At 46.8% G+C, this 26256-nt stretch carries 31 protein-coding genes and 1 pseudogene; 11 read left to right on the top strand and 21 right to left on the bottom strand.

Annotated elements, in window-relative coordinates:
• Positions 1-3: 3 nt before the first annotated feature.
• The 4 genes from ACFQNG_RS00660 to ACFQNG_RS00645 form a co-directional block, all read right to left on the bottom strand.
• On the bottom strand, positions 4-783 hold the full coding sequence (locus ACFQNG_RS00660; protein WP_379862864.1) for a TIGR01457 family HAD-type hydrolase: 780 nt from the start codon (positions 781-783) through the stop codon (positions 4-6).
• Positions 780-1511 carry a class I SAM-dependent methyltransferase gene (locus ACFQNG_RS00655; protein WP_379862863.1) on the bottom strand — a complete coding sequence of 244 codons (732 nt, stop codon included), beginning with the start codon at positions 1509-1511 and terminating at the stop codon, positions 780-782. The genes ACFQNG_RS00660 and ACFQNG_RS00655 overlap by 4 nt, the downstream gene beginning before the upstream one ends.
• 77 nt (positions 1512-1588) lie before the next feature.
• Positions 1589-2227, bottom strand: coding sequence for a helix-turn-helix transcriptional regulator (locus ACFQNG_RS00650; RefSeq protein WP_379862921.1), 639 nt, complete (start codon positions 2225-2227; stop codon positions 1589-1591).
• A gap of 40 nt (positions 2228-2267) precedes the next feature.
• Positions 2268-2702 carry a DUF86 domain-containing protein gene (locus ACFQNG_RS00645; RefSeq protein WP_379862862.1) on the bottom strand — a complete coding sequence of 145 codons (435 nt, stop codon included), beginning with the start codon at positions 2700-2702 and terminating at the stop codon, positions 2268-2270.
• A 179-nt stretch (positions 2703-2881) separates the two neighbouring features.
• Here ACFQNG_RS00645 and ACFQNG_RS00640 point away from each other — a divergent pair, with 179 nt between their 5' ends.
• From ACFQNG_RS00640 to ACFQNG_RS00620, 5 genes are all read left to right on the top strand, one after another.
• Entirely contained in the window at positions 2882-3124 is a 243-nt protein-coding gene (locus tag ACFQNG_RS00640) for a hypothetical protein (protein ID WP_379862861.1), read from the top strand.
• Positions 3125-3138: 14 nt separating this feature from the next.
• The gene (locus ACFQNG_RS00635) at positions 3139-3477 is read left to right on the top strand and encodes a spore coat protein (RefSeq protein WP_379862860.1); all 339 of its coding nucleotides are present in this window, start codon (positions 3139-3141) and stop codon (positions 3475-3477) included.
• A 285-nt stretch (positions 3478-3762) separates the two neighbouring features.
• The gene (locus tag ACFQNG_RS00630) at positions 3763-4392 is read left to right on the top strand and encodes a MerR family transcriptional regulator (protein ID WP_379862859.1); all 630 of its coding nucleotides are present in this window, start codon (positions 3763-3765) and stop codon (positions 4390-4392) included.
• A 113-nt stretch (positions 4393-4505) separates the two neighbouring features.
• Positions 4506-4775 carry a DUF3055 domain-containing protein gene (locus tag ACFQNG_RS00625; protein WP_379862858.1) on the top strand — a complete coding sequence of 90 codons (270 nt, stop codon included), beginning with the start codon at positions 4506-4508 and terminating at the stop codon, positions 4773-4775.
• Positions 4776-4829: 54 nt separating this feature from the next.
• Positions 4830-5048 (top strand): hypothetical protein, encoded by a 219-nt coding sequence (locus ACFQNG_RS00620; protein WP_379862857.1) that lies wholly within the window; start codon positions 4830-4832, stop codon positions 5046-5048.
• A 25-nt stretch (positions 5049-5073) separates the two neighbouring features.
• On the opposite strand, the gene ACFQNG_RS00615 is transcribed toward ACFQNG_RS00620, so the two are convergent.
• The gene (locus ACFQNG_RS00615; protein WP_379862856.1) at positions 5074-5364 is read right to left on the bottom strand and encodes a YutD family protein; all 291 of its coding nucleotides are present in this window, start codon (positions 5362-5364) and stop codon (positions 5074-5076) included.
• Positions 5365-5483: 119 nt separating this feature from the next.
• On the opposite strand from ACFQNG_RS00615, the gene ACFQNG_RS00610 reads away from it, so the two are divergent.
• On the top strand, positions 5484-6161 hold the full coding sequence (locus ACFQNG_RS00610; protein ID WP_379862855.1) for a YhcN/YlaJ family sporulation lipoprotein: 678 nt from the start codon (positions 5484-5486) through the stop codon (positions 6159-6161).
• Positions 6162-6210: 49 nt separating this feature from the next.
• Here the strand turns inward: ACFQNG_RS00610 and lipA are convergent, their stop codons facing one another.
• From lipA to ACFQNG_RS00595, 3 genes are all read right to left on the bottom strand, one after another.
• Positions 6211-7113: a lipoyl synthase gene (gene lipA, locus ACFQNG_RS00605; protein WP_379862854.1), complete on the bottom strand. Its 903-nt coding sequence runs from the start codon at positions 7111-7113 to the stop codon at positions 6211-6213.
• 333 nt (positions 7114-7446) lie between these two features.
• On the bottom strand, positions 7447-8499 hold the full coding sequence (locus ACFQNG_RS00600) for a FecCD family ABC transporter permease (RefSeq protein ID WP_379862853.1): 1053 nt from the start codon (positions 8497-8499) through the stop codon (positions 7447-7449).
• Positions 8496-9509, bottom strand: a complete 1014-nt coding sequence (locus ACFQNG_RS00595; protein ID WP_379862852.1) for a FecCD family ABC transporter permease — start codon at positions 9507-9509, stop codon at positions 8496-8498. The genes ACFQNG_RS00600 and ACFQNG_RS00595 overlap by 4 nt, the downstream gene beginning before the upstream one ends.
• 193 nt (positions 9510-9702) lie before the next feature.
• Here ACFQNG_RS00595 and ACFQNG_RS00590 point away from each other — a divergent pair, with 193 nt between their 5' ends.
• Positions 9703-10668 carry an ABC transporter substrate-binding protein gene (locus tag ACFQNG_RS00590; protein WP_379862851.1) on the top strand — a complete coding sequence of 322 codons (966 nt, stop codon included), beginning with the start codon at positions 9703-9705 and terminating at the stop codon, positions 10666-10668.
• A 121-nt stretch (positions 10669-10789) separates the two neighbouring features.
• A complete protein-coding gene (locus ACFQNG_RS00585; protein WP_379862850.1) occupies positions 10790-11869 on the top strand; it encodes a M23 family metallopeptidase in 1080 nt (359 codons plus the stop codon).
• A 41-nt stretch (positions 11870-11910) separates the two neighbouring features.
• Here ACFQNG_RS00585 and ACFQNG_RS00580 read toward each other — a convergent pair whose 3' ends face one another.
• Together ACFQNG_RS00580 and ACFQNG_RS00575 are read right to left on the bottom strand one after the other, a co-directional pair.
• Positions 11911-13299: an amino acid permease gene (locus tag ACFQNG_RS00580; protein ID WP_379862849.1), complete on the bottom strand. Its 1389-nt coding sequence runs from the start codon at positions 13297-13299 to the stop codon at positions 11911-11913.
• Between the two features lie 157 nt (positions 13300-13456).
• Complete coding sequence (locus tag ACFQNG_RS00575; RefSeq protein WP_379862848.1) at positions 13457-13693, bottom strand: glutaredoxin family protein; 237 nt, start codon at positions 13691-13693, stop codon at positions 13457-13459.
• Between the two features lie 183 nt (positions 13694-13876).
• Between ACFQNG_RS00575 and ACFQNG_RS00570 the strand changes: the two genes are divergently transcribed.
• A complete protein-coding gene (locus ACFQNG_RS00570; protein ID WP_379862847.1) occupies positions 13877-15637 on the top strand; it encodes a UbiD family decarboxylase in 1761 nt (586 codons plus the stop codon).
• Between the two features lie 38 nt (positions 15638-15675).
• Here the strand turns inward: ACFQNG_RS00570 and ACFQNG_RS00565 are convergent, their stop codons facing one another.
• From ACFQNG_RS00565 to ACFQNG_RS00550, 4 genes and pseudogenes are all read right to left on the bottom strand, one after another.
• Positions 15676-16056, bottom strand: coding sequence for a hypothetical protein (locus tag ACFQNG_RS00565; RefSeq protein WP_379862846.1), 381 nt, complete (start codon positions 16054-16056; stop codon positions 15676-15678).
• A gap of 190 nt (positions 16057-16246) precedes the next feature.
• A pseudogene (gene xylB, locus ACFQNG_RS00560) lies at positions 16247-17296 on the bottom strand (xylulokinase); the annotation flags it as partial.
• Positions 17229-18008, bottom strand: a complete 780-nt coding sequence (locus ACFQNG_RS00555) for a cache domain-containing protein (RefSeq protein WP_379862845.1) — start codon at positions 18006-18008, stop codon at positions 17229-17231. The pseudogene xylB and the gene ACFQNG_RS00555, both read right to left, overlap by 68 nt.
• 74 nt (positions 18009-18082) lie before the next feature.
• Positions 18083-18454: a hypothetical protein gene (locus tag ACFQNG_RS00550; RefSeq protein ID WP_379862844.1), complete on the bottom strand. Its 372-nt coding sequence runs from the start codon at positions 18452-18454 to the stop codon at positions 18083-18085.
• A 335-nt stretch (positions 18455-18789) separates the two neighbouring features.
• Here ACFQNG_RS00550 and ACFQNG_RS00545 point away from each other — a divergent pair, with 335 nt between their 5' ends.
• Positions 18790-19410 (top strand): excalibur calcium-binding domain-containing protein, encoded by a 621-nt coding sequence (locus tag ACFQNG_RS00545; RefSeq protein WP_379862843.1) that lies wholly within the window; start codon positions 18790-18792, stop codon positions 19408-19410.
• Between the two features lie 154 nt (positions 19411-19564).
• Here ACFQNG_RS00545 and ACFQNG_RS00540 read toward each other — a convergent pair whose 3' ends face one another.
• The 5 genes from ACFQNG_RS00540 to ACFQNG_RS00520 form a co-directional block, all read right to left on the bottom strand.
• A complete protein-coding gene (locus ACFQNG_RS00540) occupies positions 19565-19765 on the bottom strand; it encodes a hypothetical protein (protein ID WP_379862842.1) in 201 nt (66 codons plus the stop codon).
• The gene (locus ACFQNG_RS00535; protein WP_379862841.1) at positions 19762-20478 is read right to left on the bottom strand and encodes an ABC transporter ATP-binding protein; all 717 of its coding nucleotides are present in this window, start codon (positions 20476-20478) and stop codon (positions 19762-19764) included. Before ACFQNG_RS00535 ends, ACFQNG_RS00540 begins: the two co-directional genes overlap by 4 nt.
• A gap of 11 nt (positions 20479-20489) precedes the next feature.
• Entirely contained in the window at positions 20490-20933 is a 444-nt protein-coding gene (locus ACFQNG_RS00530; RefSeq protein ID WP_465261207.1) for a stage II sporulation protein M, read from the bottom strand.
• Positions 20934-21007: 74 nt separating this feature from the next.
• Complete coding sequence (locus ACFQNG_RS00525; protein WP_379862840.1) at positions 21008-22798, bottom strand: hypothetical protein; 1791 nt, start codon at positions 22796-22798, stop codon at positions 21008-21010.
• 319 nt (positions 22799-23117) lie between these two features.
• Positions 23118-23522, bottom strand: a complete 405-nt coding sequence (locus ACFQNG_RS00520) for a hypothetical protein (RefSeq protein WP_379862839.1) — start codon at positions 23520-23522, stop codon at positions 23118-23120.
• Positions 23523-23689: 167 nt separating this feature from the next.
• On the opposite strand from ACFQNG_RS00520, the gene ACFQNG_RS00515 reads away from it, so the two are divergent.
• On the top strand, positions 23690-23806 hold the full coding sequence (locus ACFQNG_RS00515) for an excalibur calcium-binding domain-containing protein (protein WP_379862919.1): 117 nt from the start codon (positions 23690-23692) through the stop codon (positions 23804-23806).
• A gap of 1175 nt (positions 23807-24981) precedes the next feature.
• Here the strand turns inward: ACFQNG_RS00515 and ACFQNG_RS00510 are convergent.
• Together ACFQNG_RS00510 and ACFQNG_RS00505 are read right to left on the bottom strand one after the other, a co-directional pair.
• Positions 24982-25719, bottom strand: coding sequence for a hypothetical protein (locus ACFQNG_RS00510; RefSeq protein ID WP_379862838.1), 738 nt, complete (start codon positions 25717-25719; stop codon positions 24982-24984).
• On the bottom strand, positions 25703-26256 hold a 554-nt coding region (locus ACFQNG_RS00505; RefSeq protein WP_379862837.1), incomplete at its 5' end, for a hypothetical protein. The genes ACFQNG_RS00510 and ACFQNG_RS00505, both read right to left, overlap by 17 nt.

Genomic DNA, 26256 nt, shown 5'->3' with positions numbered 1-26256 from the left:
CCCTTATTCCCCTTTTTCTCGTTTGATCCAGTCACGGAGATTCTCCACTTCATATGTAGCGCGCACAGCAGAGGCTCGGGCCATCTCCCTTGTGGTAATTCCCGTGAACACAAGGAGTGTATCGATGCCGCTCCGCACACCCGCCAATATATCTGTATCCAAGTTATCCCCTATCACCAATACCCTCTCTGGCGGCACGCCAAGCGCCTGGAGGGCTAAGCGCATGATGATCGGCTCCGGTTTGCCGATGAATAACGGATCGACACCCGTCGCATAAGCCATCCCCATCGCGAGCGACCCGCTTCCGGGGAGAAGGCCCGCTTCTGTCGGCAAAGCCCGGTCCGCATTCGTACCGATAAAGGTGGCACCGGCACGAATACTCAAGCATGCCTTTTTCATCTTGTCATATGTGAATGCCCGATCCAATCCCGAAACCACCACGTCCGGATTCTCGTCGGTCAGCCGAATCCCTTGATCCCGAAAGGCTTGTTGCAATCCTTCTTCGCCAATCACAAACACGGACGGCGCGTTCAGCTCCTGTTTGACATATTGGGCCGCCGCCAATGCCGAGGTGTACACTTGCTCCGCGGTGGCGGGAAAACCGAACTGACGCAACTTTTCAGCCACTTGTTCAGGGGTGCGTGTCGAATTATTGGTCAAGTACAGATAAGGCACGTCCTGTTTGTGGAGCCACTCAATGAATTCAAGGGCGCCATCAATCCGCTCTGTGCCGCGAAATAAGGTTCCATCTAAATCGATCAAGTAGCCATGGTATTTTTTCATTTGTTCACACAACCCACCATTATCATTCGTTCGCTTTCCTTCGTATAGGGATGGCCTGCAAAATCACCATATGCTTGGACAACGGTCAAGCCGGTTTGCTCCATCCATTGCCGGAGGCGCGGATATTCAACCATTTTAACCCGCTCCTCATATCGCCGTTCCCCTCGTTCATCTTTGACAGTGATCTTTTTGCAGACAAAATCCCCGTCAATCCAGCGCTCTTCCCGTATCCATACATTGTCTTCTTCCCTGACGCTCTCCGGCACCAAGTTTTGTTCAACGGCATGCCGATTCAGAAAATCCATCACAAACTGTCCCTGCGGTTTCAAGACGCGGTGGATTTCGCTTAGTACACGGAGATTATCTTCATCACGCTCAAAATAACCGAACGAAGTAAATAAGTTTAAGACGACATCAAACGTGTGATCCACAAAGGGCAGGGCTCTCATATCCCCATGGACAAAAGGGATCGCCAATCCTTCTGATTCTCTCACTGCATGGGAAAGGAGAACGCGCGACAAATCCAACCCCACCATGGAGTATCCTTTCCGCGCCAATGCGATCGTATGCCGCCCCATTCCGCAACACAGATCGAGAATAAGTTGCTTTTCTTGTAGCTGAAGCCATTCTTGCAACCTCGCCACTTCTCGGGAGGCATCTTGTCTACTACGATGTTTATAGACTATCAAATAATCTTCGCCAAAACTTTTCTCGTACCAATTTGACATGATGTCCCCTCCTGATCATTTCTCATTGATTGTACCATGTCCGCGCCAAAAGAAAAACGACACGACAGGCGTGCCGTTTAACTTGTCTGTTTTTGTTTGATGCGGAAGATGCAATGCTGTCCGCCCTTGGCTTGACACTCCGGACGCTCCACCCGGGCATCCAGCAATCGTTCAAACCAATTGAGTTCACATTGGCAAGCTTGATTGTATTGATTGGCGACTTGGGCAATGGGACAATTATATTCAATGAGTTCGTAGCTGCCATCGGGCAACTTCTCAACTTTCACCATGTACCCTTTTTGGTCTTGAAGCTCGGCCAACATGCGCACTCTTTCACTAAGATCTTTACCGGCAAATTCAGCCTGGTGCGCCTCGGTTAACCGTTCTTCACGATTGTGAAAAATCTGGTTGATCATCTCTTGACCAAAATTTTTTTCAAGATCGTGCAATAAATCGATGGTAAAGTTCGAATAACTCTTTGGGAAGTATTCATCCGACTTTTCCGTTAGGTAATACTGACTGGTTGGTCGGCCCATCGCTTGTCTCAAAAGCCGTGCTTGGATTAGCCCATCCCGTTCCAAGGTGTTGATGTGGCGCCGCACGGCCATTTCTGTGACTCCCAGACGTTCGGCCATTTCCCCTACTGTAAGCGGCCCTTCCATTTTTAGCATCAATAGGATCTCTTTTCTGGTTGAACCCGCTTCGCTCATCTGCATCACCTTCCTTTCTCCTCTTTTCTCTCTTCTGATATACCCTTTATGCCAACCAATCTGCTCCCAATTCTTGCTTTAAATAGGATTCTACTTGTTCGCTGAATGAAGTGTATAACTCCATATCACCTAACATCGGGCGAATTTCAGTCCAGGTGACCTTATCATAATAACGTACCAGACGCTCGCGAAGTTGCACATGTTTTTTCAATGTTTCCGCCACGTCTGCCGAAATGACTTTTTCGTCTAACAAGATCTCAACGATATCCGAATATCCCCCTGGATCCCGCATGATAAATCCATCAATCATTACGCTGCCAATGTCGATCATGCATTCTACCGCCAAGTGCAAAGCGCGCTCCGCCGCAAACTTTTCCGTAAGGCCGCTTGTTTGCGGATCCATTTGACGCAATACCTCTTGACATTGGGCCAAATAACATAATTGTACTTTAATTCGCTTTACATTAACATCATACACCATATATCGGTTCCCCCTACATTGGAAAATGCCGTTTTATTGACACTCATATTGAATTATAAGCCAGGCGTTGGAATGCAAACCATTACATATGAGTGACAATTAATCCCTCAACCGAAAGGGAATAATCACTCCCCGCCATGCGAACATTACTCCCGAAACCTAAATAGGAGGGATGACCTGTGCAAATTTCAACAAAAGATTTGCAATATCTGACGGATGAGATGTCCTGGGAACTTCTTGCCATGAAAAAGTGTCATCATGCCGCCCGCGAAGTGCAAGACCCTGCCATCGCCACCTTGATCAACCAAGTGGGACAAATGCATCAACGCCACTATGAAACATTGTTGGTCCAGTTGCAGATGGCAACAGGGGCGGGCACACCCATGCCGGCTACGGCACAAATGCCGCAAATGACCCAATAGGAGGAGATCCAATCGTGAACCCAAACCAACAAAACATCATCGGTCCTGAGCGTTCTACCGGTTTGCCGCAAGTGAAGGGGCCCGAAATCAACGACCGCGATATCATTAACGACATGCTGGCGATGGAAAAATATATGGCGGCCGGGTATAACACCGCGGTGAATGAAGCGAGCAACCAGCAATTGTTTGATATCCAACTCCAACTGTTAAACGAAGTGCACCGCGCCCAGCGCGATCTGTTTAACCTGATGCACCAAAAAGGCTGGTACAAATTGGAGGCGGCGGAACAGAACAAAGTCACTCAAAAAGCGCAGCAGTTTGCCAACTACCGCTCGCAATTTCCATATCAATAAAGACCGAACCCCTCATGCCCATGGGGGGGTAGCTTGCTGACAAGCCGGCCTTGGAGTCGATTGATGAGTCTTCGTTTCATGGTTGCCTTATCGGAAAGTATCTCCCAGTAACGAAGCTTTCACCCACAGGGCAGTATTTTTGCGCCGGCATTCGACGCGCGTGTTTGTTTATCCGACAAAGTCACTAGTTTTGTCAGCTAGTGACTTCCTTTGTCTTGATTGAAGGAAATATTTTACAATGGGCGAAATCGTACAAAAACACTTATTTTTTGGGGAGGGTAAAAGATGGCTCAAGCGGGGTGTATCTCTACTAAAGAAGCGGCTGAGCGCTTGCAAGTCCATGCTCGCACCGTCCGCAATTGGATTGATACGTTTCAAGAATATATCGGTCCCAATTGGAACGAGCGAGGCCATTATGTCTTGTCGGAGGAAAGCTTTAGCCGTTTGCTGGATATCAAAAAGCGGCTCAACGACTCCAATAAGACGTTAAAACAAGTCCGTGAAGAGTTGATCCAAGAGGGGAAAATCTCACTTTCCCAACCGCCTTCCACGGCGGAACCAACCAGATTGGACACGGAAACAACCGAAAAGATGTTTCATCATTTGCTGGAAACCATCGACAATGTGGGCGATTTGGTGGAAGAATTGTATGAACGGATGGAACGCATGGAAACGCACATGGTTGGATTGTTTGAATCATTGGAGGAGATGGAGCAAAAAGTGTTGACGGTCAGCTATGATTCCGTCTCAGCCAATGAAGTGCAACATATGTTTGATGAGATTCGCAAAAAACAAGACCAATTGCGGATTGAACTGCGCAATGTCTCGTTCACCCAACGGCTGACCGCCGCCACCAGCGAATACGGTTTGTTGCCGCGCCGGCAGAAAAAATCCCGGTTCTTTGGACTTTTATAATGTTATCATGATCGGCTGAGCCCATTCATTTTTACGCCATTTATATCTCACCTTTCGGGTCCGGGTTCCTCTCGGTATAATGGAAGAAAACACTTCTGAAGGAGTTTTTCTTTATGTCTAATGATTGGGTGTTTTTATATGATGACACAGTCAATACCCGAACCCGCTTTGTCAGCTTTATGGGAGAGACGAATCGGTTTGATCTGGCCATTACGGTGACCGACCGTTTCTATGGCAAATTGCTGGTGCTGAACCTGCAATCAAACCGTTTTGCCATTATTGGCCAAGATGATTTGGATGAGCCCGGCTATTTGGAGCATGTGTACCAATTGTCAGAGGCGGAAGCGGAAGAACTGCGCCAATTCTTGTATACCATGATTTGACACACATATTCTCCCCCGCGCCATCTTATCTTAAGCGTAAGGGAGGCGGAACAGATGACATTCTCACACGAAAAAATCCAACCGGAAGAATTTCCAGAAGGCCCCTATGGCGCGGCGCACAATCAGAAGTTGGGCAAGTCGACGCCATGGAAACCGGGTCAACAGGTCCATTCTGGCTTTACATATGAAATGCGGGAGTTTCATGAAGGCATCGCCAGGGAATATCCCGGAAGCCACCCCACGCATGATGAACCGGACGAGCCAGCTCTTTAGTTTTGAGCTGGCTCGTTCCATTTCGCTATTCCTTTTTTTCTCCCACCCGTTTCAGCACAAAATAAGCGCATCCGAAGTTGCAAAATTCATTTAGATATTCCTGAAGATAGCTGATGCGCGTCTCTGTTGTCGCCCGGGCATGCTGATCGGCGAAAAAACCCTTGAGCCTTAATTGCCCGTATCCCCAATCCCCCACGATATAATCATATTTCGCCAAAATATCGCTATATCGGCGGCGAAAAGCCTCAGCATTCCATCCTTCACGATAATTGGTCAACACTTCATACTCCAAACCATATATCTGAATACGTTCCATGACGATCAACCTTTTCTGTTCCTATTCTCCATTATATGTTATCACATCCTGTAACAGGTAAAAAACCTTCTGTATCACGAAAAGGGATTTGGGCACCTTAGCAAATAGGAGGTGAAGAAATGAAACGCTGGATATACTTTATTCTCGTTAGCCTTCTTTTTATTCCTGCTTGTGCCAACAACAACGGGGATGAACAGGGTATGGAAAACCGCGGCGGCACGTTGAACAACAGCACCCCGGAACCGTTATATCGTGAAGAGGGCCAAGAAACACGGATTGGCCGCGTGCGGAATGACACGATGACCGGTGAAGAAAACGCCGGTGGCGGCGGCCAGAATGAAGTGGGATATTTCAGATATAATCCAGAAAATTATCACAACAAAGCGGGCGCAACCACAAGCGTGTTTGTCGACCGCGACTTGCTCGCCCGCCACATTTCGGAATTGGTTGCGTATCTCCCCAATGTCAAAACCGCCACCACACTGGTCACAGATGATCACGTGTTTGTGGGCATCGCGACCAAAAACGGAAAAATGGACCCCAAAACCGTCAAAGAGGCCAGACGCACGGCTGAAAGCGTCACCCCCCGTTATTACCGTGTCCATATCACCACCAACCGCAGTTTGGAATCGCAGATGAACGACATCGGCATGCGCATGGTCGGCAACCATGATGTCGAAGGGGTGAAGGGCGATTTGGAGCAACTCCTGCGCAAGCTCGGGGATGAGACACCGCCGGACGTCAACGAATCAGCCAATCCCAACTCCCTGCGCCAAGTCAATCCGCGAATGGACTAGGATGAGAAAAGGACGACCCTTATCACAAGAGCCGTCCTTTTTTTATTCGTTACTGCGCCAATTTTTGTTGGTCGTTTTTTTGCGCCGATTGCACCTGCTCATGCGCATGGTAGGAACTGCGCACCAACGGACCGGATTCGACATGGGAGAAGCCCATGCTGAGTCCGATTTCTTTCCACTGCGCGAACTCTTCCGGTGTGGCATAACGTTCGATTTTCAAGTGCTTTTTCGTCGGTTGCAGATATTGGCCGATCGTGACGATATCCACATCATGCGCGCGCAGATCCCGCATCGCTTCAACCACTTCATCGAAGGTTTCACCGACGCCGACCATGATGCTGGACTTCGTCGGGATGGTCGGCTGCATCTCTTTGGCCCGTTTCAGGAGCTCCAACGAGCGGTCATACTTCGCTTTGGAGCGGACGCGGTCGGAACGGCGGCGCACCGTTTCAATGTTGTGGTTGAGGATATCCGGTTTCGCATCCATCACCACTTTGAGCGCATCCCAGTTGCCCAAGAAGTCAGGGATCAACACTTCGACACTGGTCAACGGATTCCGTTTGCGGACCGCTTTGATCGTGGCCGCAAAAATAGCCGCTCCCCCATCATTCAAGTCATCGCGGGCAACAGATGTGACCACCACGTGGCGCACACCCATTTGCTCAACCGCTTCCGCCACCCGTTCCGGCTCTGCCCAATCCAACTCCGTTGGCAGACCCGTTTTCACCGCGCAGAAACGGCAAGCGCGCGTGCAAATATCACCCAAAATCATGAAGGTGGCCGTACGGTTGGCCCAGCATTCGAAGATATTGGGGCAACGCGCTTCTTCGCAGACGGTGTGCAATGTCTTGCTCCGCATCATCCGCTTCAACTCTTGGAAATTTTCATTTGTATTCAAGCGAACTTTCAGCCACTCCGGCTTCCGTTCTTTGGTCACATGGTTCTCTGACACCTAAATCCCCCCTGAAAAAAACCACATCCGCCTATCTATGTGACAAGTGATTCTTCAATGTCTCCTTTATATTACCACAAAGGATGGAAAACTAAGCTATCTTGTTTACAAAGTGGTCTCGAAGTCGATTTTTGAGTCTCCGTTCCTTGGTCGCCTTATCGGAATGTAGCTCCGTCACCGAACTCCGGCGCGGGCAACAATCACATTCGTTGTCGCTATCGCTCCGTTGCCCGCTTTCCTCCTCCGTTCTTAACGAAGCTTGATTAACAGCTCCCAGTCACTCCGCTTTCAAAAATCTTCCTTCTCTGGGGTTTGTCTTATCCAGCTATCCTCTTATGTCCGATTTCGACTTTGGATTAGAAGATAGATAAAATAAGGGGCGCCAATCACGGCCGTAAACACACCGGCGGGAATCTCATGAGCCGCATACAAGGTTCTCCCCAACAGATCCGCGACCATGACAAAAATGCTTCCCAAGAAGGCCGACGCGGGCAAGAGCGCACCATAAGAAGACCCCACCAAACGGCGGGCCGCATGGGGAGCAATCAAGCCGACAAAGCTGATCCCTCCCGCAAAAGCGACGGAGGCGCCCGTCAAAGCCGTACTCAAAAACAAAAACAGCACACGATCCCGATGCACGCGGCTTCCCAGTCCTGTCGCGACATGATCACCCAGCTGTTGTACGTTCAGATGGCGGGCAAAGAAGAAGATGAGCGGCAAAAAGACCGCCATCCATGGCAAGATGATCATGACCTGCTGCCAATTGCTGCCATAGACACTTCCCGTGATCCACGTTTTCGACTGGACGGCTTGCATCTCCGGCCCAAGCAAAATGACCAGATTGGTGAAGGCCTGCATCGCCGTATAAAAGCCAATGCCCAATAAGATCAACCGAAAAGGGGTTACCCCCTGGCGCCAAGATAAGAGATACATGAACAAAGCGACGGCCATGGCGCCGACAAACGCGGCCAGGGGCACCCAATAGAGCGGAACCGTGAGAGCCGTCGAGCCATCACTGAAGAAAGTCATCACCGTGACGGCGGCGACGGTGGCCCCTCCCGTAATGCCGATCAAGTCGGGCGAGGCCAGCGGATTGCGAATGACCGCTTGCAGGATCGCCCCCGAAACGGCCAACCCCGCTCCGGCGAGAAGGGCGATGATCACGCGCGGCAAACGCAGCGTTTCCACCACCAACGTATGGTAAGGGTTCCCCAAACCCATGAACACCTTCAACACATCTTGCGGGGCTATGTACATTTCGCCGACTCCCACGCTGACGCACACAGCCAACAAGGTGAAGCCGGCCAGCACAATGAGGACCCCGATCACCTTGGCGTCTACGAGCTGGGAAAAACCCTTCCACCGCCACGTCCACATCTTCTTCATGTCCGCTCGCCTCCATTTCGCAAAGCCAAGTAAATAAAGAAAGGCGTCCCGATGATGGCGGTCATCACCCCGACAGGAATCTCCTGTTGATTCATGATAAAACGCCCGCTGATGTCAGCGATGAGCAACATGGCCGCCCCATAGACCAGGCAGTAAGGAAAAACCCACCGGTGATCCGTCCCTACAAACCAACGCACGATGTGGGGCACAACCAAACCGACAAACACGATCGGACCGGCGACGGCCACCGCGCCACCCGCCAACAGGATAATCACAACCGAGCCCAACCATTTGATCAATCCCGTTTTCACACCCAAGCCAACGGCGACTTCATCCCCCATCAGCAAGATGTTGACGGCGCGGGACAACAAAAACGCCAGCACAAATCCGCCCACCATGAAAGGAAACACGGGAACCGCCAACTCCAACTTGCGCCCTTCCACGGACCCCGTCAGCCAAAACAGCAACTCATTCAATCCTTTTTCATTCATGACGAGCAAGCCTTGGGTCAACGAGGAAAACAACGCCCAAATCGCCGAACCCGCCAGCGTCAATTTGACCGGCGTCAACCCTCCTCTTCCCGCCGAACCCAAAAAATACACGGCAAAAGAAGATATCGCGGCTCCAACAAATCCAAGAGCCATCAAGGAAGACATTGCCGTCAAGGAAAAGAAAGAAACACCCGCCACGATAAGCAAACTCGCGCCCGCATTCACACCCAATGTTGCGGGGGAGGCCAACGGATTGCGCGTCAACGCTTGCATCATCGCGCCGGCAACCGCCAAGCTCCCCCCCACCATCACGGCAATCAAGGTTCTGGGCACACGCGTTGTCTGAATGATCAGATGTTGGTTGGAACCATTAAAATGGGTAAACGACTCCACTACTGTATGAAATGGGATGCGTATGATACCGACACTGACACTTAACACCATCAACAACCCAACGAGCAGCACACCGCCAAAAAGACCAAACCATTTGCGTCCAGGTGTGTAAGCAAGTTCTTTCAACTAATGTCACCTTCGTTCCGTTATCTCTTCCACTAAAACCAATTTTAGTCTATGTGAAGGGTGAAATCGTGTCAATGACGTTGAAAATCATTATCAAAAAATGATTGACAAGCCATCGTCACAGGCGCTATAGTAAAGGCAACGAAATAATTGATAATCATTATCAGTTACACACCTGAAAGGAGTTACCTCTATGATCGGACTTAAGAAACATTTTCTTCGTTCTCTGCTTGTCTTCAGCGCCATGCTGATCGCACTTGTCGGTTGTTCATCTTCCCCTGCGCCCAAGGAAAAGGCGACGGAACAAACACGCACCATTCAACATGCCATGGGCACCACCAAAGTGCCGGCCGAACCCAAGCGCGTGGTTGTCTTGACCAATGAAGGGCTTGAAGCGGCGCTCGCCTTGGGCGTCAAGCCTGTCGGTGCGGTGGAATCGTTTACGGCAAAGCCTTTTTACAAGCATCTGTTGGCTGAAACCAAAGGCGTCAAAACCGTGGGAAATGAGCATGAGCCAAACCTCGAAACGATCGCCAGCTTGAAACCGGATTTGATCATCGGCAACAAAATGCGCCAAGAAAAAGTGTACAGCCAGCTCAACGCCATCGCGCCAACCGTATTTGCGGAAGAACTGCGCGGCGACTGGAAAGTCAACTTCGACCTGTACGCCAAAGCGCTGAACAAAGAAGCCGAAGGCAAAAAAGTATTGGCTGACTATGAGAAAAAAGTGCAAGAAGTGAAACAAAACGCAGGCGACCTGTTGCAGCAAAAAGTTTCCGTCATCCGTTTCATGGCCGGCAAAACCCGCATCTACCAACAACAAAGCTTCACCGGCGTATTGTTGAAAGACGTTGGGTTTGCCCGCACGGAACTGGGACAAAAAGACGACTTTGCGATGGAAATCTCCAAAGAACAGATTCCGCAAGGCGATGGTGACATCATCTTCTACTTCACCTATGATGAAGGGGATAAAAAAGGTGATGCGCAAGAACAAGAAATCACCAACGATCCATTGTGGAAAAACTTGACGGCGGTGAAAAACAACCGCGCCTTTAAAGTGGATGACGTGATCTGGAACACCGCTGGCGGCGTCAAAGCCGCAATGATCATGTTGGATCAACTGAACGGAATCGTCAACCAAATCAAGCAAGCAAAATAACATAACCGTAAGCGAGGCTCCATCTTGAGATGGGGCCTCGCTTTTTTCCTCAATCTACCATCATGGAATTCCATGGATCGTGGCAGACTATCCACATCAATCTTAACTATGATCTATGGTGATGACCATGAAGAGACGATGGCTATTGCTCTTATGCTTGATCCTCCTCAGCAGTGCAACACCCGAACCCGCTTGGGCCGCCTCTTCCCCGGCGCCAACCGATGCGACAGAGAAAGCGGTGGCGGCCCAAAGGCAAAACCTGTACGAATCGATGCAGACATTGACTGGCGTTCCGTGGACCTATCTGGCCGCTCTGGACCAATACGAGAAAAACTCGCACCCGCAGAAGAAAAAGACGGCCGCATCGACGCTCATTTCCATTCAAGTGCCCCCTTTGGTATGGACGGGGATAAACAATCCCGATCCGCAAGACTTGATCCCCGCTTCGATCTCGTTCTTCGGAGGAATCGGCAGGGATGGCAATGGCGACGGGAAAGCGGATCCGCACGATCCAGTCGATGTCCTCTACAGCATCGCATCTTTCCTGGCGGCGAAAGGCATCAAAGAAGAGCAGATTCGCGAACGCATCTGGGATTATTATCATCATCCCACCGCGGTCGATGTGATTACCCATATGGCGCGCATCTACGGCAAGTTTCAGACCGTCCAACTCCATGAGCGATCTTTTCCCATCCCTTTGCAATACAATTACACTTACCACAACACTTGGGGTGACCGGCGTGGATGGGGCGGATTGCGTCTTCATGAAGGGACGGATATTTTCGCCGATTATGGAACACCCGTGCTCAGCACCAGCTACGGTTACGTGGAGTTAAAGGGCTGGAACCGCTATGGAGGCTGGCGCTTGGGCATACGCGACATCCACAACCGCTATCATTACTTCGCCCATCTGAGCAGTTTCCGCAAAGGATTGAAGAAAGGGGATATCGTAAAGCCGGGCGATGTGATCGGCTATGTCGGTTCATCCGGTTACGGCCCGCCTGGAACATCAGGCAAATTCCCTCCCCATCTCCATTACGGCTTATACAAGTTTAATGGGCGCAACACTTATTCCTTTGATCCCTATCCCCTGCTCAAGCGCTGGGAGCGCGAAGCCTACCTCAAACGAAAAAAAAGCAAACGGAAACGAAACCGCCAGGTTCAGGCTTCCTCCTCGTCGACAATGAAATGGATCGATTAAAAAAGCTGCTGCCGATCAACGGCAACAGCTTTTTCCATTTCTTAGTTTTTCTTGTTCAATTCCGAGTTGCGGTATCCGTACACAAAGTAGACGAGCAAACCGACCACCAACCAAATCAAGAAGCGCAACCAAGTCGTTCCCGGCAATTTAAACATCAAGAAACCGCAGAACAAGATCGCTAGAATCGGCACCAGCGGCACCCATGGCGTACGGAACGCCCGTGGCAAATCGGGTTGCGTTTTGCGCAGGACCATCACGGACACAGATACGAGAACGAATGCCGCCAATGTACCCATGTTCGTCAGCTCAGCGAGTTCTCTCAAGGGAACAAACCCACCCAAGCCGGCGCAGATCAAACCGCAGATCCAGGTGTTCACAAAGGGCGTGCGCGTGGTTGCGTTTACTTTGGAGAACACTTTCGGCAACAAGCCATCGCGGGACATGGAGTAACCGACACGCACTTGGCCATACAGCATGACGAGCAAGACGGTCAACATCCCCACCGTCGCTCCCACGCTGACAAAACCGCGGAGCCAGTCTTGGCCCGTCACGGAAATCGCAAAGGCAACCGGGCTTTCTTTATGATCTTCGAATAGTTTGAATTCAACCAGACCGGTCATCACCAGCGTGGTGATCACATATAAGACGGTACAGATACCGAGCGACCACAAGATGCCTTTGGGCAAGTCTTTTTGCGGATTGCGTGTTTCTTCCGCCGCCGTGGTTACCGCGTCAAAGCCCAGGTAGGCGAAGAAGATGACCGCGGCCGCTTGGAACACCCCGTCAAATCCAAATGGCATGAACGGAGTCCAGTTGTCCGGTTTGATATAGAAGAATCCAACCAAGATGAACAAGAGAACCACCACGAGCTTCATGACCACAATCACGTTGTTCACCCATTTGGATTCTTTCACCCCGATCGACACCAGCAAGGTGATGAGCAGAAGGATAACGAAAGCCGGGAGGTTCATAACCCCGCCTTCAAGTGGCGACGTCAGTAATGATTTTGGAATCTCGATGCCAAATCCCATGAGCAGATCGGCAAAATAACCCGACCATCCCACCGAGACGGAACTTACGGCAAGCAAGTATTCCAAGATTAAGTCCCACCCGATGATCCAGGCGAAAAATTCACCGAGCGTCACATAGCTGTAGGTGTAAGCGGAACCCGACACCGGGACAATTGAAGCGAACTCGGCATACGTCAGTCCGGCAAACAGACAGGCCAATCCAGAAAGAATAAAGGATAAAGTAAGTGCGGGACCCGCAGTCAACGAACCAATGCCCGTCAAGACGAAAATCCCTGTACCGATAATCGCGCCGATGCCAAGCAGTGTCAAATCCCATGCCCCAAGTTCCCTGCGCAATTGCGGTCCTTTGCGAGTCATCTCCAGGGCATAATCCACGCTCTTTTTACGAAAGAGTTCCACAATTCTACCCCCTTTTTAAATAGTAAAAAATTAGAATAAAACAGCAACTACTTTGAATTGAATCATTAAGAATTGAGCGACTGTTAACTTATTATATATGAATTTTTTGCGAAAATAAATAATAAATCCTACCATTAAAGGTAGGACTTTTCAAAGATTAATTGTTTTTTTCTTTTAATGCTTTTAAAATCGCATCCGGTTGCAACCCATGAATCGCTTGCCCGTTCACCACCGTGACGGGGACACCCAAAAAGCCCATTTGTTTCACTTCTTCCAGATATTGCGGATTTTCCCCGCAATCCCGCACCTCGTACGGAATCTTGTAGTCGTTCAAAAACCGCTTGAGCACATTGCATTCAATGCAATGCGGCCGCGAATACACAATGACTGCCATCGGTTGATTCACTCCTTTGTTCATACTATACTACGAAACCGGTCTTGGCGGCCCTATATTTTTACGTGACGTCTTCGGTATAATAGGCCTAGAGACCATTGAGGAGCAGGGGGACCGATTCGCTTTCAACACCGTCATTTCGTTTCGTGGCAATCGGCACCGCTGATTTAGGAGAGATGTTTCGTGCATAAAAATTTACGAACTTTTATAAAGCAACTGCAACGTGAAAACGATATCGTGGAAATAGACGCACCGGTTGACCCCCATCTGGAATTGGCCGAAATTCACCGCCGCGTAATCGCCGAAGAAGGGCCCGCTCTTCTTTTCACCAATGTGAAGGGAAGCTCCTTCCCGGTAGTCACCAATCTGTTCGGCACTTCCCGCCGCGTGGACCTCGCTTTTGGTCCTCGCCCGGAAAGGCTGATGCAACAAGCCGTCGACATGGTACATAAACTCATGCCGCCCACGCCAAAAGCGATCTGGGGAGAACGGCAACTCATCTTCGAATTGCTCAAAGTGGGTTTGAAACCCGTTTCGGCCAGCCAGGCGCCTGTGCTGGAAACCAAACAGCCGCAAGTGGACCTGAGCCGGCTGCCCGTCATCACTTCATGGCAGGAGGATGGCGGACCGTTTGTCACCTTGCCCCTAGTCTATACGGAGCATCCCGAAACCGGACAGCACAATCTGGGCATGTACCGCATGCAAATCTTTGATCACGAGACCACGGGCATGCATTGGCAAATCCACAAGGGGGGCGGCTTCCATCATTTCGCCGCCGAACAGAAGGACCAAGCCCTGCCCGTGCGCGTCCATCTCGGCGGGCCGCCCGCCCTCATCGCTTCGGCCATCGCACCGGCACCCGAGTTCTTGCCGGAACTGTTGTTGGCCTCACTGATCATCGGCGAAAAGTTGCCGGTCGTCCGTCCGGCGGATGGCGGCTATCCTTACATTGCGGAAGCGGAGTTTGTCCTGTCCGGGCATGTCCCTCCCCATGCGCGCCGCCTGGAAGGGCCGTTCGGCGATCATTATGGATATTACTCGCTCGCTCATGACTTCCCCGTGTTCCATGTCGACAGCGTCCACCACCGCAAAGATGCGATTTACCCGGCGACCGTGGTGGGCAAACCGCGCCAGGAAGACTACTATCTGGGTGAGTTTTTGCAACGCCTGCTGTCTCCGGCATTCCCGATGGTGATGCCGGGAGTGAAAGAGTTGTGGACGTACGCCGAGACCGGTTTCCATTCCTTGGCGGCGGCCGTCGTCAGGGAAAGTTACAGCCGGGAAGCGTTGGCGCACGCCTTCCGCATCTTGGGCGAAGGGCAATTGACGCTGACCAAGTTCCTCATCCTGACCGACCGGTCCGTCACCCTGGAAAACTTCCCGCAACTCTTTGAAACCGTATTGGAACGGTTTGACCCGGCCACTGACTTATTCGTCTTCGGCAACACCTCCATGGACACGCTGGATTACACAGGACGCCGCTTCAACCACGGCAGCAAGGCCGTGCTGATCGGAACGGGCGAAGCCAAACGGGACTTGCCCGCCGAATTCCACGGTCCCGAGATGCAAGGGGTGAAGCAGGCCGCCGTTTACTGCCGCGGCGCGCTGGTGCTGGAGACGGATTCGTTTGCCGATGCCCCCGAGTTGGCGGACCGCTTGCTCACCCACTATCACGAGGAGTTGCAAGCGTGGCCGATGATCTTCTTGGTGGACGACATCACCGCCGCCTCCGGCCAAACCCCGTTCCTGTGGACCATCTTCACCCGCTTCGATCCCGCTCACGACATTTACGCCAAAGCGGAATGGACACGCCACCATGCGAGCTACCGCTTCCCGATCATCGTCGATGCGCGGATGAAACCGGGCTATCCCGATGAACTGGAACCCGACCCGGACATCAAGCGGAAAGTGGATGAGCGGTGGAAAGAATATTTCCCCTCCTGACATAAACAAAGTCCCCCATCATGTCGGGGGACTTTCTTTTATCCCTTCAACCGGAACAGCGACACATCGCTCGTGATATTGGCCTCAATCTCTTCGCGGCTCGGATCGATGAAATCAATCTCCTTCACATGATCCGCCGCCAACAAAAACCCTTCGATATCCGCAATGCGCCCGTCTTTGATCCTCACGGACAACCGTTGCGCAATATAGCGAGCCAAGGAGCTCTCCGCCCCCTCCCCTCCGATCTCCATCTCAATTTGCTCCAGAAAGTCCGGGTACCGCTTGCCTATGGCGATGGCGATTTGGTACGCCGTATAAAGCGGACGCCCAAAATGGTGCGACTCCCCGCGATCACTCTCCACCGCTTGCAACACTTCCCTGATCTTGCTTTCCATCTCCCATTGTTCCCATCGACTCACAGCATTCAATCTCCTTTATGTATTTTTAAAAACATTTTATCAATGATTTAAATTATTTTACATAGAAATGTAGGAACAGAAAAAAGAGCCGGCAATCCTTTTAAAAAATGGGGGCATATGAGAAAACCACCAGCCGGGGGCAAGTGGCGTTTGGTTCTATGGCTGGCCCCGGCGGTGGTTAACCCGTTCTTTATTTCCTGAACTCCATCAATTCTTCACTAAGCGCCTTAGTTTGCCCATACACCTTTTTATATATTCTGAATAGTTTATCGTACTTTTCCACATGTTCCACAATCGGCCTGTATGTCTTCGCAGGCTGGATAAAGACGTCCGCACACGCTTCCAGTGAAGGGAACCAACCGCAGCCAAACGCGGCAATCATGGCGGCGCCCATTCCAGGCCCCTGTTCGTTTGACAGCTTGATCACATCAGCGTTGAATATATCCGCCTGCATTTGCAACCACGCCGGGTTTTTCGCCCCTCCGCCAATCGAGATGACCGAATCGACTGTTTTGCCATTTCCCCGGAAGATCTCCATGCATTCATTCAAGGAAAAAGTGATTCCCTCCATGACGGCCCTGACAAAATCGCTTCGCTGATGGGATGCGTCCATGCCGATGAAGCTTCCTCTGATCGCTGCATCAGGGTATGGGGTCCGTTCACCGGCCAAATATGGTGTGAAAAGAAGTCCGTTAGCACCAATGGGGACTTCATTGATATCCGCCAGCAAGGCATCAAAGTCTTCTCCTTTCGCGAAAACGTCTTTGAACCAGCTCAGGCTGTAGCCTGCGGACAACGTGACACCCATCGTGTAAAAAGCGTTTTCCTTGCCATGGTTAAAATAATGGACCTTGCCCTGAAAATCCTTGTCTCCTTGCGCCTCATATGAAAGCACCACCCCGGAAGTGCCGATGCTGCATAGCGTCTTCCCTTCCGAAAGGATGCCTGCACCAATCGCGCCGCATGCATTGTCGGCACCCCCAGCGAACACTTTCGTGCCGGAACGCAAACCCGTTTCCCCGGATATGGCGGGAAGAAGCCCACCGACACATTCATGCGACTCAACAAGCGGCGGGCACATCTGAACCGGTATTCCGAGCAGCCCGCAAATTTCTTCGTTCCATTCTTTTTTCTGTACATCAAGCAACAACGTTCCCGCCGCATCCGAATATTCACTGTGGATCTTGCCTGTCAGCCGGTATCTGACATAATCCTTTGGAAGCAAAAATACGGTCTCCCGCCAATACCCTTTCCAGGCTACCTTGATAGTTGGAAGTGATGGGTGTGAGGCTTTGGTCAAGGAGCATCATGAATTCCCGGCGCTCATCTCCACGATGAATGTGATTTAACTGAAAATAGCTGTTATCAATGCGGGTGACCAGATAGCCCCCTTTGCTAAACCAGCGGTCCATCAAACTGACTCTGCGGATCGCAAGGGAATAGTTGCCGTTGTGGGGATCCTTGCCAGCCCAAACAGCCTTCCCTTTTTCCAACTCCGCCCGCTCAATCCACTTGCGGTCAATCCTGTCCGAAAGCCGAGTGTCATCAAACGGGAAGATTCGGTTTCCGTCGACCGAATACAGTTCAAAGGACTGAATGCCGTTCGAATACACCTGGTAGTTGCCGATGATTCGTGCCAGCGTTTGCTTTTCGGAAAAGTCCAAACCGTTTCCGTTCACCATGGACAGCATCAGCTGCTGAACCGTTTGGTTCGTCGCAAGCTGGCTGGACAAGGTGTCCACTTGTTTATAAAGCGTTTCCATTCTTCCGTTTGCTTCAACGGCCGTCTGCTTCATTTGTGTCTCGGCCTGGTTCTTCACCAGCGCGGACACTTGGTTATACACCAAAAAGGACACGATGGCCAGGACGAACAGCATGACTATGAGAAAGACAGAAAGGATCTGGTTGCGCAAGGTATTGAGTTTTCTCAGTCTGTTCTTAATAATAAGCATCACCCATTTTGCATCTCCTTCAATTTTATCAAACGATCGGAATAAAAAGATAAAAAATAAACCATCGCTTCCGTTTACCGCAAAGCGCCACTTTTTTGGGAAGATGACGCTTGGTGAAAAGCGAAAAATCCGCCACCAACCGGCTTAAGGGTGGAGGCGGATTTCCATTGCCCGCAACGAAAGTCCCGAAGGAAGCCGGCCGGAGTGCAGGCGGCGCAGGGTTTTCGGTCACGGTACCGCGGTTGATGGGCAAGCGCGTTCACGTCCACCGCCGTCCCCAACCTGACCACGCACCGCTTGGCATAGTCCCGCAGGCCGACATCATGCCGACCCTGTACAGCCCCACGGCATGGCCGCACTGGCGATCGGACTGGCCACAACCAGACTGGCCGCGGCCGAGAGAGCCAAAGCAGACGTAGCTGAAATGAATGCGCTTTCATACTCATTTGTTAACTCCCTGTCTTGATGTTTTGTCACAAATCAAGTGTAGCACCAAAAAAAGACGGGGGAAGGTTACCGTGTTTGGGTAAAATACCACAATTTTTAGATAAAAGACAATTCACGGTCTGTTGATTTCCGATATGTGCTGGGACCAACAATCACAACAATAAAACAATATATTTATTTATAATAAAAACAATATTGTATAATACAAAAATTGATGATATCCTTTTCATGGTGTTTTCTATCGCAATTTTGCATGATACCCAAAAACAATAACCTCTCCTACTTCACCTTCATGCTAGAACCTTTCATTCACACAAAGGAGGCAACCTGACCCATGTCAGCTATCATCGTACTTCTCACGCTGCTTTTGCTGTTCGCTCTGGTCGGCATCATTTATCCGACTCCACTACATAAAAAAATCGCCTACAAGCAAGTCGATCTGGGGAAACGTGTTTGGAACGCCGCCTTATTCGTTCTCTGTTTCATCCTGATCGGCATTCTTGCCCCAAGCCAACCGCAACCCGTCGAGGACACGGCCAAAGCCGAAATCGAAGCGGAACTGGATAAAGCAAAGAAGCAATTGGCTAAAAACAATGAACAACTGAAGCAACTGAAACAACTGCAACAGCAGAATGAAGAATTGAAAAAGAGCAAGCAGGATCTCGAAGCGAAATTGAAAGCTTGCGAGGAAGAAAAGAAGAAGTTGCAAGAAGAAATCACCAAAAAGGAAAACGAACTGAAAGCCGCTGAAGAAGAGAAAAAACAGCAAACCACAACCAGCAGCAGCTCCTCTTCTTCAAGCAATGACTCCCCTTCAACCGAAAGCCGTTCTTCCTCCGTCTATTACGCGAACTGTTCCGAAGCGCGGGCAGCCGGGGCGGCACCGATCTATGCGGGTGAGCCGGGATATGCCAAAAAGCTGGATCGGGATGGAGATGGGGTTGCTTGCGAATAGATGACTAAGACCGCCTTGATGGCGGTCCCCCTTGTCCACGCAAAATCACGCTCCACGGCTTGTGCGACTTTTCTGCTTGCTTCGCCGTTCCCGAATCATCCCATATCCATCCGAAATCCCACATTTTGGGTATAGAGGATTTTAAGGTGCTACATCAGTCCCTTTTATTTTGTTTTATTAAATAAATAATAAGAAACCAAACCAATGGAGCCCCGATAAACATCGCAATGATTCTCCAATCGAACCCAAATAAGAAACAAGAAACAATCAAACCGAATAACAGTGGAAATAATACAGTAGCATTCGTCAATTCTTTCATAAGCAACTGAAGAAAAGTTTGTTTTTCGCTACTCATTGATATCCCCCTATATTAATAGCACTATTAAACCAATTTAATAATTGCTCCACTCTAAGTGACTTCTCTAACGTTAACTCACTTTCTATTTTCTTATTACTCATGACGACAACCCGGTCTGCTAATTGCAGAATCGTTTCGGGCAAATGGCTCGTAAATAAAATCCCTTTACCCTTATTAACAAAATCCTTTAATAAGTTTTTGAAAATAGAAGTGGTTTGGGGATCCAAAGCATTAAATGGTTCGTCTAAGACCAATAGCTTAGGCTGATGAATCATTCCGCTTGCAAAGTTTAACTTTTGTTTCATCCCTGAAGAGTATGTTCCAGTCGGTCTCTTTGCATCTTCTGGATAAAGACCAACTTGTTCTAATAGTTGTTCTATATCGGTTTTTTTAGGTTTTACTCCATATAAACAAGCAACCATCTCTAGATTTTCATATGCGTTTAAATGGTCATAGAAAAATCCATCTACGGGAATATATCCGATTTGTTTTCTTATTTCTACTTGATTAAAGAGATTTTTCCCCTCGATCGTTACATCACCTGAGTCAGGGTATATCAATCCTGTAAGGATGTTAAGAAGAGTTGTTTTTCCAACTCCATTCTGTCCCATCAAAGCAACTATTTCGTTACTATGTAAATGTAGATTCAAATTTTCTATAACTGCCTTACTGCCAAATTTTTTATATAACTCCTTCACTTCTAACAGCATCGCTATCACACCTATGATGAAATGTTTATGGTGACATTTGATTCAATAATTCCGGCAATCAATGTAAGAATGGCGACTATAACGGAATACTTAAAAACGTTTAAAGATAAGTATTTAAAACTTATTTTTTGCCTCTGTCTTAATTGCTTTCGTAAGTAAGACAGCGTCGTAAAAGAGATCGAACTGGCCAAAAGCATAGCAGGTATTTCAGCTATGCCATGAGGAGCCAATAGGAAAAAGAATTTTAAAAACATGCCATATTTGGCAGCATGCGCCACCATATATCCAATGATTACTCCATTAAACAAAAGGAGAACCACAGATACAACACAAAACGTCAAAAATCCAAATATCAGAACTAGATTGAGTGAACCATTGTGCATGACATACTCAAACCAGGCGGTTTGATTTACAACCTTAATTTTCCCTAGATTAAATGGAACGGTAATATACAACAAACACCCCAACAAAAGTGATCCGAAGTATATGGCACTAGAAACGATAAGATATTTTTTTATATTGAATATCATCATGCTACAAGATCGCTCCGATCCAAACGTCGAGTTGTTTTATTAACAGTCATACGTATCATTAAACTCACAAACAAGATTAAAATGACAACCCACGAAGCATACATCATGCAAAACGTGTTCATGCTTATCTTGGCAAAATATTCGATGATGAATGGAACAACAATGGCAAGAGTTAATAATTGTCTTGCTCTGCCGAAAATAGTATTGTCCAACAACTCTTGCTCCTTATAGATTTCCGCCTCCGTATAGTGTTGTCGTTTATAATGAGGACTCAAATAAGAAGGTAAAGTTGATAAATGAGGAATAACCAAATAATTTAGTAGAAAAATCAAGCCCGAAAATAGCAGGGAGTAAAAATTTACCCTTAAAATCATGATTACGATCAACAGGCCTAAAATCGATTCATGTAAGCCTAATAAACGCTGTGTTTTTATCTTTGATTGATACAATTGGGACAAAGAGCCTCCTGAAAGACGAAACAATCGTACAGATTTGCCATCCGCATCAAATTTTAAATGCCCTGGAAACAGATCAACTCCTGATGAAAATCCATCTCTGGTTATTGCGTTGATGACGAAACAAGTACCAAACAAACTCAGCAACGCAGACGCATGCTTAAAAGACGCAATAGAAATCGCAAAACCCGTAAACATCCAAACGCTAAAATCGATAAAAAAGAAGGTATAATGCATAGATAACTGTTCATTATCCCTAAAAAGCTTTTTTATTTGTACTCGTACAAGGGGATTTCTATTCAGTTTTTGCAAAACCCCCCCATAATAAGAAATATATCCTTTTGCAACGTCAGATTCGGGCATATCCAAAAATTGACGGTACCAAAAGCCCGCTTTTTTAAATGACATGATGAATATGAGTAGTAATGTGATGAATGTGATGGATAATGCGAATAAATCGGATTTGTGAAGTGAACCGAATAACATTCTTGTTGCTATTGCATTGATCATCCAATCATCCATCATCATTTTCATAAATCGGTCTACTGTCATCATAGATTTATAAAATATAGACATGAAATCAACCCAATTGAAAGCCGCTTTTTTATGAACATTATTTAAAATCATAGAAAAAGTGGGAATTGAAAGATTAAGTATCAATTTAGAAAGAACAATACTGAAACAAAGTGTACATAAACCAATCATTAAAGATATAATAAAAGCTCCAATACCGTATCCCTTTTTAATCATGTTTACTCTAAGCGAGATAAAGATGATCTGCAAAGCATAAGAAATCATAGAACTTAGGATGATTAAACAAGTAGTAATCAAAAAAAATAGGGATTTTGAATGCGGTATATGAAAGCTTATTCCAATACCTATACTCAAGGAATAAAGAATCACAGAACTATTGTTAATAAAATCATTTATCCAAAGTAATAAATAGATATCTCTATTTCGAAGGGGCGATCTATACAATAATTGTCTATCTAATGGCGTAATCAATTTATAAGTCCGCGCGATAATCGGTAAAAGTCCAATGGAAATAAATACATACGCATAATAATAATAAACGACAGATTGCAAGGAAAACAGCTCTTTTAATTTACTGGTGGCTAAACTAGAAATGGATATTAGAACCAAACATTCCAGAATAAACATCACAGCTAAGACGAAGATGAAATGTTTTTTGACATCAATATTAAATCTGCTAAGTATTCCTTTTTCTAAAACCTCTACTAAAAAGTTTTGCGCAAAACCTCTTATAATAATAATGAATGATCTTTGCAAAAGTTTTTCTAATGAGTTTATAATGTGTTTCAGTTTTTTCATTTAAATGAAGTATCGCCCAATAATACTAGTGAATTTTAATGTACTATAGTTGAAATGTCCGCATGAAATCGGGATTCTTCGCAATGCCATATCTCATCTGATTTACCCTAGTGATCAGTAGTGTGTGGTCAAAATGTGGTCAAGCGGCGTCTCCGCCCAATTCCTGGTAAAAATGAACTTCATATCGGCTACATCCTGCTAATTTTCATTGAACATTACTCGAACAAAAATATTAAGCAAAATAAAGAGCCATCTTTGATGATGGCCCTTAGCAATACTAAACGGGGTGAAGATATCTTCCCCAATTCTTCGTTGTTACTTATTCCCATTCTTGATCTCCTGTAAGTTCTCCTGTTTCAAAAAAGTGTTTAACTGCTTTAATCATGTCACCATATTCAACAAGATATTTTTTAAGCAACTCAAAACCTACTCTCTGAACTGTGATTTGTAAGTACTCTTTATTTGACTTAGATACCGAGGGATTTACCAAATTTGCGTCTGCTCCTTCACTATCCATAGAAAAAACATGATATACCCTTTTTCCTTTTACCCTATTCCCCCCAGTAATTGTAAAATGGCCACTTTCATTTGATATCAATAGTATATTGTCAAGGGTATCATATCCGTCCATTTTATTTAGAGCTGATGTTATTTGATCCCATGTTGGATTTAATATCACTTCTTTCCCCTCATGTTTTAAAATTTCTAATCGCCACTCACTCATCTTTACTTCTCCTTTACCATGATTTTCTTCTGAAATTTAGATCCGGTACCCAATCCGTATCCTACTTAGAACCCATATAACTAAGCAAATGATCGTTAATATAAGTGCTAAAATTCTATAGCTATCGGATTCTCATTTAGCCTTAGGTCAACCGAAAGTCGTCCCTCCTGCCTCTATTACGCGAACTGTTTCGAAGCACGGCAGCCGGAGCGGCAGCGATCTATACGGGTGAACCGGGATATGCCAAAAAGGATCGGGATGGGGATGGGGTGGCTTGCGAATAGATGATAAAGTCCGCCTTGATGGCGGTCCCCCTTATCAAAAGTTGATGATGATCCACTTCGGTGGGAAAGATTCCCACACGCTTGGGTTCGACGGATCTAAAACCCGAGCCACCAGAGATGCAGGATACGTTGCCCTTCCAATAATCCAGAGCATAAAAAGCCCCTTCGATACTTAATCGGATGGGGCTTTTATATTAAAGGTGTGGAAGCAATATAAAAACGGCGATGCTAAGCTAATGACTTAATTCTGATGCACTTTTTTCAGGACGTTCCCCTCAATCATTCACTTCGGTCGGTATGATTTCTTCCAGCCAATCTGCATAGTATAAACCTAACTCATCCAAGCCTACAGCTTTCATTAAGGGCTTAAGATTTCGACTACAGGATTAACCAAGAAATATTCATTCGCAAATACATTTCTCGGTCTGGCTACAATAAGCGAATAATTGAGTTTTGCTTTAAAATCTTTATCGATAATCAATAATGCTGTTTTGAGTTTGTTATCAATGTCTTCTGCCTGATCATTGTCGCTCTTTTTCCGAAAATGTACCGAAACTCATCTGAGCTCACTAGCTAGTTGCGACTGCGGTGAAAGCTCAGGATTTTAAGCATGGCATAACCTGATAGGGACGAAATGGTTGCAATACCTGTAAATACAAAACGATTTGCTATGAACCCTATGAAACAGTCAAATACAAGGCCGAAAAATAAATACAGGAAAAGCTCAGTAATTTCCCTTATCCAGATTTTTTGCTTTTTCATTCTCTTTAATACCCATAGGATAAACATGTGTGCGATAAGCCCATAGGTATAAATGAGTATCAACGCAATGGCCAGATAAAAAAGAATGATTTGTACATTAATTGAACTAGTATCCCATTCACTTAAGTATAAGGAATATAATCCTAAACAAGTTAAAGAGAATAATGAAGCGATCAAGCGCATTCTATTGGAGTACATAAAAATTCTCCTTAATATTTTCATAGTATATACAAATTTATAAATTTCCCATATTATATATGATATAAAAAAGGAGGATATCTGTAAAATGAAAAGTAGAAATATGATTTTCCCTGTATCGCTGATTCTATGCAACAAAAACACCCCCACCGTCATTCCAACAAACAGGGCAGGGGTATACATGGATTATATCTTTACTTCACAGTAGTTCCTCATTAACTTTCGTCTGGGTTATCTGTGGAATTAGATTGATTATGGCTATTGATGGTGCTTTTACTATTTTCGAAATTACCGATAACGGTATGATCTCCAACATTCCCTTCAATATTTATGTGAACTCCTGTAGCCCTTTTTGTCTCTAGCTCTAACTTTGCCTTCATTAATTCTCGCTCAATCATACGGATAAAAGGGATCAGGACTTCGTTTATAAAGTTAGTTGATGATGATTTCCTATTTTTCTCTTGCATTCGCTTTCGACGGAGCTTTTGTAATCGATCATATTCTTCTTCCTCTTGAGTGGTTTCCCATATCGATTGTTGAATCCTCTTCTCCTCATCTTCTAATTCTTCTGGTGTCTTTTCTCTATATGGATAAATCGCATCAAATATTGAGTATCGGTTATATACAAGTGTAAAATACTTCAATAACCCAAAAATAAAGACAACTTCTTCATCTGATGAATCCGGTAGCTTCAACTTTTTATCTAAAAAAATGCTTGTTTCTACAGCTGATTGGATATCATAAAACTTTTTTTGACGCTCCTTTATCACCTGAAGCGCCATCGGTTGTTTGGCTATCAAATCCACTACTTCTCGAAGATGAGGAAAAAAGCTTTCTGGCGAGACGTGGTTTGAGCTTTCCCTTAGATACTTCATATTTTCTAAGGTATTATTTAGAAGTGTTAAAATTACTTCCTCTTCACTCTCTTTTCCCTTATTATGTTCTTTGCTCAATCATTTCACGCACCTCTCGCGTTAATTCTGTACATTTGGTATTAAAATTGCAGTTCATACAGCGATAAGAATTAGGTATAATTCCATCAATCTTGTTTTCATGTATATTACCGATTACTTCAATTAACTCTTTCATCACAGATCGATTAAAATAAAAATTGGTCGTTTGATTTCGATACTGGAGCTTTCCTTGAACTTTACATTCAGGTAAAAACTCCTTTACTAATAGCATCTGCGCTGCTAAACGAAGAAGATGGTATTTATGGCCCAAGTGTACATAGAAAGGTAGGGACTCATTTGATCGATCAAGAAGAACTGTACATGTTGTTTCTAAGTTATCTTCTTCAAAATCCACTGTAATCTCATCATCATAGATCATTAACAAAGGATAAACGCAACGTTGACGTCCTACTTTGAGCTTATTTAGAGTATTTGCAACAATTTCTTTACATTGATCACCTCTTTTTTGGTATTCTAGGGCGTGTCTGGTGAATCCATCATGATTTCCTGTTAGAATGTTCATAACAACAAAAGCAA

The sequence above is a fragment of the Laceyella putida genome (genome assembly GCF_042665195.1).
Lineage (GTDB): Bacteria > Bacillota > Bacilli > Thermoactinomycetales > Thermoactinomycetaceae > Laceyella > Laceyella putida.
The sequence above is the reverse complement of the archived record's forward strand: the minus strand, read 5'-3'. Positions and strand labels throughout refer to the sequence as shown.

Bases quoted from the DNA above. Each gene is read 5' to 3' on its own strand.
- ACFQNG_RS00660 (WP_379862864.1), bottom strand. From the start codon at position 783: ATGAAAAAATACCATGGCTACTTGATCGATTTAGATGGAACCTTATTT.
- ACFQNG_RS00655 (WP_379862863.1), bottom strand. From the start codon at position 1,511: ATGTCAAATTGGTACGAGAAAAGTTTTGGCGAAGATTATTTGATAGTC.
- ACFQNG_RS00650 (WP_379862921.1), bottom strand. From the start codon at position 2,227: ATGCAGATGAGCGAAGCGGGTTCAACCAGAAAAGAGATCCTATTGATG.
- ACFQNG_RS00645 (WP_379862862.1), bottom strand. From the start codon at position 2,702: ATGGTGTATGATGTTAATGTAAAGCGAATTAAAGTACAATTATGTTAT.
- ACFQNG_RS00630 (WP_379862859.1), top strand. From the start codon at position 3,763: ATGGCTCAAGCGGGGTGTATCTCTACTAAAGAAGCGGCTGAGCGCTTG.
- ACFQNG_RS00625 (WP_379862858.1), top strand. From the start codon at position 4,506: ATGTCTAATGATTGGGTGTTTTTATATGATGACACAGTCAATACCCGA.
- ACFQNG_RS00620 (WP_379862857.1), top strand. From the start codon at position 4,830: ATGACATTCTCACACGAAAAAATCCAACCGGAAGAATTTCCAGAAGGC.
- ACFQNG_RS00615 (WP_379862856.1), bottom strand. From the start codon at position 5,364: ATGGAACGTATTCAGATATATGGTTTGGAGTATGAAGTGTTGACCAAT.
- ACFQNG_RS00610 (WP_379862855.1), top strand. From the start codon at position 5,484: ATGAAACGCTGGATATACTTTATTCTCGTTAGCCTTCTTTTTATTCCT.
- ACFQNG_RS00600 (WP_379862853.1), bottom strand. From the start codon at position 8,499: ATGAAGAAGATGTGGACGTGGCGGTGGAAGGGTTTTTCCCAGCTCGTA.
- ACFQNG_RS00590 (WP_379862851.1), top strand. From the start codon at position 9,703: ATGATCGGACTTAAGAAACATTTTCTTCGTTCTCTGCTTGTCTTCAGC.
- ACFQNG_RS00585 (WP_379862850.1), top strand. From the start codon at position 10,790: ATGACCATGAAGAGACGATGGCTATTGCTCTTATGCTTGATCCTCCTC.
- ACFQNG_RS00575 (WP_379862848.1), bottom strand. From the start codon at position 13,693: ATGGCAGTCATTGTGTATTCGCGGCCGCATTGCATTGAATGCAATGTG.
- ACFQNG_RS00555 (WP_379862845.1), bottom strand. From the start codon at position 18,008: ATGCTTATTATTAAGAACAGACTGAGAAAACTCAATACCTTGCGCAAC.
- ACFQNG_RS00550 (WP_379862844.1), bottom strand. From the start codon at position 18,454: ATGAGTATGAAAGCGCATTCATTTCAGCTACGTCTGCTTTGGCTCTCT.
- ACFQNG_RS00545 (WP_379862843.1), top strand. From the start codon at position 18,790: ATGTCAGCTATCATCGTACTTCTCACGCTGCTTTTGCTGTTCGCTCTG.
- ACFQNG_RS00540 (WP_379862842.1), bottom strand. From the start codon at position 19,765: ATGAGTAGCGAAAAACAAACTTTTCTTCAGTTGCTTATGAAAGAATTG.
- ACFQNG_RS00535 (WP_379862841.1), bottom strand. From the start codon at position 20,478: ATGCTGTTAGAAGTGAAGGAGTTATATAAAAAATTTGGCAGTAAGGCA.
- ACFQNG_RS00525 (WP_379862840.1), bottom strand. From the start codon at position 22,798: ATGAAAAAACTGAAACACATTATAAACTCATTAGAAAAACTTTTGCAA.
- ACFQNG_RS00520 (WP_379862839.1), bottom strand. From the start codon at position 23,522: ATGAGTGAGTGGCGATTAGAAATTTTAAAACATGAGGGGAAAGAAGTG.